The sequence below is a fragment of the Methylophaga sp. UBA5088 genome (genome assembly GCF_002414625.1).
GTDB lineage: Bacteria > Pseudomonadota > Gammaproteobacteria > Nitrosococcales > Methylophagaceae > Methylophaga > Methylophaga marina.
This window is the reverse complement of record NZ_DIAC01000072.1, coordinates 49,868-54,742: the sequence shown is the minus strand read 5'-3', so window position 1 is coordinate 54,742 and position 4,875 is coordinate 49,868. Positions and strand designations below refer to the sequence as shown.

The 4,875-nt window shown below is 43.2% G+C and carries 5 protein-coding genes; all 5 read right to left on the bottom strand.

Annotated elements, in window-relative coordinates; translation table 11 throughout:
- Positions 1-270 (bottom strand): methanol dehydrogenase (locus B4K20_RS09285; protein ID WP_286305796.1); only part of this gene is annotated, 270 nt, incomplete at its 3' end.
- 72 nt (positions 271-342) lie between these two features.
- Positions 343-927, bottom strand: coding sequence for a cytochrome c(L), periplasmic (gene moxG / locus B4K20_RS09280; RefSeq protein ID WP_286305795.1), 585 nt, complete (start codon positions 925-927; stop codon positions 343-345).
- A 45-nt stretch (positions 928-972) separates the two neighbouring features.
- Positions 973-1,821: a methanol oxidation system protein MoxJ gene (gene moxJ, locus B4K20_RS09275; RefSeq protein ID WP_286305794.1), complete on the bottom strand. Its 849-nt coding sequence runs from the start codon at positions 1,819-1,821 to the stop codon at positions 973-975.
- 93 nt (positions 1,822-1,914) lie between these two features.
- Positions 1,915-3,798, bottom strand: a complete 1,884-nt coding sequence (locus B4K20_RS09270; RefSeq protein WP_289282677.1) for a methanol/ethanol family PQQ-dependent dehydrogenase — start codon at positions 3,796-3,798, stop codon at positions 1,915-1,917.
- Positions 3,799-4,072: 274 nt separating this feature from the next.
- Positions 4,073-4,717 carry a response regulator transcription factor gene (locus tag B4K20_RS09265; RefSeq protein ID WP_286305791.1) on the bottom strand — a complete coding sequence of 215 codons (645 nt, stop codon included), beginning with the start codon at positions 4,715-4,717 and terminating at the stop codon, positions 4,073-4,075.
- Positions 4,718-4,875: the final 158 nt, after the last annotated feature.

Here is a 4,875-nt window from a genome sequence, read left to right as displayed (position 1 = left end):
ATAAACCCATTTACCTGTTTTTTTGAACTGTTCAACACGTTCAGCATTGCGTTTTTCCATTGCTTTTAACGCAGCATCTTGTTTGTTCAGTTCTTTTTCACTGTGTTTAGGATCGTACTTAGAACCTTTGATTTTATCTGGGAATCCAGGCTTAGCTTCCCAGCAATCGCCAGGTGCTTTACATTTAGTACCATCATAAGCCATAACTGCACTGGCGCCTGATAACATCATCAGGGCTGAACAAGTCACAGCGATTGTTTTTAGTTTCATATTTCTCTCCTTATTTTTGCGACGACATAATGAATTGGCATGCTGCCACTATGACAACATGCCACCCATTAATTAATGATGAGTTTTATTAAAGTTATCCATAGCTTCTTTGAAGTCTTCTGGCACTTCTGCTGGTTCAAAGTTAGCTTTCTGCTCTTCAGTTAACCACTCAGCTTTATCTGCAGAACCCCAGTAAACACTTCTTACCCAGGCCATGATGTGTAAGATTTCATCTTTAGTGAGGTTGTTATATTGCGGCCCCATCATGCTGCGGGCACCGCCATAAATGGTTTCAAACAAGCCTTTATCATGAGCATTTTTAGGGTAGGTGTAATAATCATCACCTAATGCTGGACCTAATTTGCCTTCAGCATGATGTCCATGACAGCCTGAACATGCCGTCATAAATAAGCTTTCACCAGACTTGATGGCTTCTTCATCTGTGTTGTAGAGGTTTTCACCTGTATTAAGAAAATGCTCAACAGCTTCTGTCTTTTCACCTTTCTTGCCAAAAGATAAGTCCAGGACATCACCTGTGACTGTATTTCTGAAAACCAATTGAGATTGAGCGACAGGAATCATTGCCACGGAGAGTACCGAGACAGTAAGTAAAGCGATTCCTCGAATCTTCTTTGGCAAAAATGTTTTGTTAGTCATGATTTAAAAATTTTCCTGTAGTAACAAAAAGTATTTTTATTAGAGTTATAAGAGTGGGATGCCTTCATCTTTCAATACGGCTTTGATCTTAGGATCAGCTTTATGCAGGGCTGTATTGATTTCTTTCAACAGTTCTTTATCGTCACTGCGTACGGCGATAGCTTGTTCAAACTGTTGTCTTACACCTTCTCCGTCGTGGGTCGGTGCAATTTCTTCAGATACCACCATTTTGAGTGGAACCGAGGCTGATTTCACATAACGGGCGGCTTCTGGTGCCCAGATGTGAGCAATATCGGCTTTACCTGACACCACTTCTGATATCAGTAAATCGGGTGCATAACGTACATACTGGTTACGGCGTGACTTAAAACCGATTAAGGACATGGTGTAGTTAAAGTTGCCTTCATACTTATCAATTTCACGCAGCATCACTTCGGAAGGGCTGCCTGGAACGATGGCAAATTTAGACATGTCTTTTAATGCTGGGCTTTGCCAGTTTTCAATATCCAAACCTTTGTCTGCTGGATAAATAAAGGCATAGCCAGACTTATAGTATGGGTCACTGGTCGCGACACGAGGATCACCTTTGTCTACGCCCATGACAACATCACATTGATTTTTAAGCAGCTTTTCTGTCACAAGAAAAATAGCTGCTCTATCGGACCAGACGAACTCTAGTTCCCGGTCCATGGTATCCGCTAGAATTTTTGCCAGTTCATTCTCAAAGCCTTCCTGCTGCTTATTTGAGTAGGGCAATTCATCACTGGCCGCACACACTTTAAGGGTGCTGGTATTGGCTTGTGCATTAAAGGCTAAGCCACTGCCTAATATGAGTGCCAAAAATGAAGGTAACATACGACCTGATTTGGCTTTTTTCACGCTTCGTTTCATCATGTTGGTCTCTTTGATGGAGGCCAGCAACCAACTGGTTGCTGGCCAGGTTTCTAACGAAATAAGTCTTAAGTTATTTGACGAGTAAGCCTTTGCTTACATGCCGTATTCACCTAAGCTCACATCGTCATATGGGCTCTTACCATCAAGTGCGAAGACCATGACACCACCACCCATTTGAGTGTTTTTCGCCAGTTCTTTAAAGGCACCTACTGCACCTAAACCAGCTGATGGGTCATTCAGGTCAAACACAAGACCAACTGCAGGCCAACCACCTACACCATAGTTGATAGCAACGTATTGTGTACCTTCATGGGTGTATGTCATTGGGTGACCAATTGCGCCTGATGGAAGTTTAAATTTCCACAACAACTTACCGTTGTCAGCATCACGCGCTTTGATAAAGCCATCCAGTGTTCCGTAGAATACCAGTCCACCCTCGGTCGCCATTGTGCCGCCCCAAACAGAGAATTTCTCCATTTTTTCCCAAGCGAAGTCACCAGTAATCGCGTTGTAGGCTTTAACTTGGCCTGAACCGATACCGTTTTGACGATCACCTTTAGGACCAGGGTATGTCCATACGTTGGCACCAACGAAGAACTGACCTGCACGGTATGGAAGCATGAATGGTTCCCAATCCATACATAGGTGGTTAATACCTAAGTAGAACAGTTCACGTTTAGGATCATAAGAATCGAAACCTTGGTTATGGAAGCCCATCGCTGAAGGACATACATCGCGTGAACGGTGTCCCATGCGTGTGCCATATTCAGGGTCACGAATTGGTAGACCTGTTTCTAGGTCAACTTTTTTCACCCAGTTGGCCGTGTCATCCATTTTGTTGGCAGAGACTAAGTCACCCGTTTCACGATCCAGTGTGTAAACGATACCGTTACGATCAGGGTGAGTCAGCAGTTTACGCATTTTGCCGTTTTTGTCTTTTTGCTCAGAGAGCATCATGACGTTAACGCCGGCGTAATCCCACTCATCATGAGGTGTTTTTTGGTAACCGAATTTAGCTAAACCCGTTTCCAGATCACGACCCCAAATAGTCATGGTCCATTTGTTATCACCTGGACGCATAGTTTCGTTCCATGGAGCAGGGTTACCTGAACCATAATAGAACATGTCTAAATCTGGATCATAAGCGTACCAACCCCAGTTAGTACCACCACCGATTTTCCATGCGTTATCTTCCCAGGTAGATGTACCTAGACCTTTTTGACCATAATGAGGGTTATGTTTGTTGAAGTCTTTATCCAGCCCCACATCTGCGTCAGGACCAGTCGCATACCAACGCCATACCATTTCACCAGTATGAATATCGTAAGCAGTGACATAACCACGAACACCTAATTCCGCACCAGAAGAACCTTGGATAACCAGGTCTTTAGCAACGAATGGTGCTGCAGTTTCTGTTTGGCCTACGCTGATGTCACCGTTTTCTACTTTCCAGTATTCTTCACCTGTTTCAGCATTTAACGCGACAACGTGACCATCCAGTAAGCTCTTAACGATCATGGCTGGTGCTTTGTCGTCACCTGGCCAGTAAGCTAAACCACGGTTTACAACGTCACAACATGCCACAGCACGAGCTGCAGGATCTTGTTTTGGTTTGTGTTCCCATTTGATTACGCCTGGCTCATCCAGATCGATGGCAAAGGTGTTATTTGGGAATGGTGTATGAATAAACATTGTGCCATCTACAACAAGTGGCGCACCTTCGTGACCGTTGAGTACACCTGTTGAGAATGACCATGATGGACGTAGTTTTTTAACGTTATCTTTATTAATTTGTTTGGCAGTACTGTAGTGGGTGCCTGAGAAGTCTTTCCCTTGCATTACCCAGTTTTCATTGCTTTTTGACAGTTCTACTAACTTATCATTTGCAACTGACATGCCTGACATCAATCCGAGTGCGGATGAGACAGCAAGCGCAGTACCGATTTTTGACCACCGGCTATGATGCATTTCTCTCATATATCCTCCTATTTGTTTTGAGAGTCAGTCAATGCTGACTTTGTGTATCAGCTGTAAAAAAGCACGGCTGAGCACAAAGCTCATCTTCTTATCTTTGCTGTGATAGGGGATAGAGAGCGACACCTAAAAGGGTCAGGGAAGTTATCCTTAATTCGGCGGTGAGGCTTTGATGCTATTTATGAATAAATATATTTAACAATGGTTTATAAATATTTTGTTGCTTTCTCAGGGAGTGATGTGAAGAAAGTTCATGAACTTTTTCACTAGCCAAATTTTAATTAGGCGGTGTAGTGATCAGCCCCGTTTTTTGAGCCAGAAAAATAATCTCAGCTAAATTATTGGTGCCTAGTTTTCGCATCATATTTGTTTTGTAGTTGGATACGGTTTTGGGTGCTAAGGCCAGGTTATCTGCCATTTCATTGATACTTTTTCCCTCAGCGACCATACGAAATACAGCAAATTCCTGGTGCGATAAGGAGTGCACTTTTTGATCAGCATGAATCAACTTTTCCATGGCGATGGAGCGAGCAATCTCGGTACTGAGATAATGACCACGGTTTGCAATGGTTTTTACTGCCTCAATTAACACAGAAGAAGGACAGGACTTCGTGATATAGCCTCGAGCGCCCATATCCATTGCCCGCATAGCCAGTGTTGAGTCATCATGCATTGTGCAGACAAGAATTTTAGCTTGTGGGTCACGTGCGATAATACGCCTGATACATTCGAGGCCACCGGCGCCAGGCATACTGATATCGATAATGCAGACATCAGGCTTATGTGTCACATAAAGACGATAGCCCTCTTCAGAGTTGCTGGCCTGATCAATCACATGAAATCCTGATGAATTTAATAAATGTTGGTAACCATCACGCAAAATGGCATGGTCATCAATTAGTAAGATAGTAGTTTTAGACATAATAATTACTCAAACAATGGGGTCATAAGGAAGCGTAATAGTTAACGTTGTTCCCTGTGGTTGACGTGTTGATATATAAAACTCGCCACTTAATGCTTCGCAACGTTCTCGAATACTTACAAGCCCAAGTCCGGATTGGTTCTCTATGTTTGTATCCA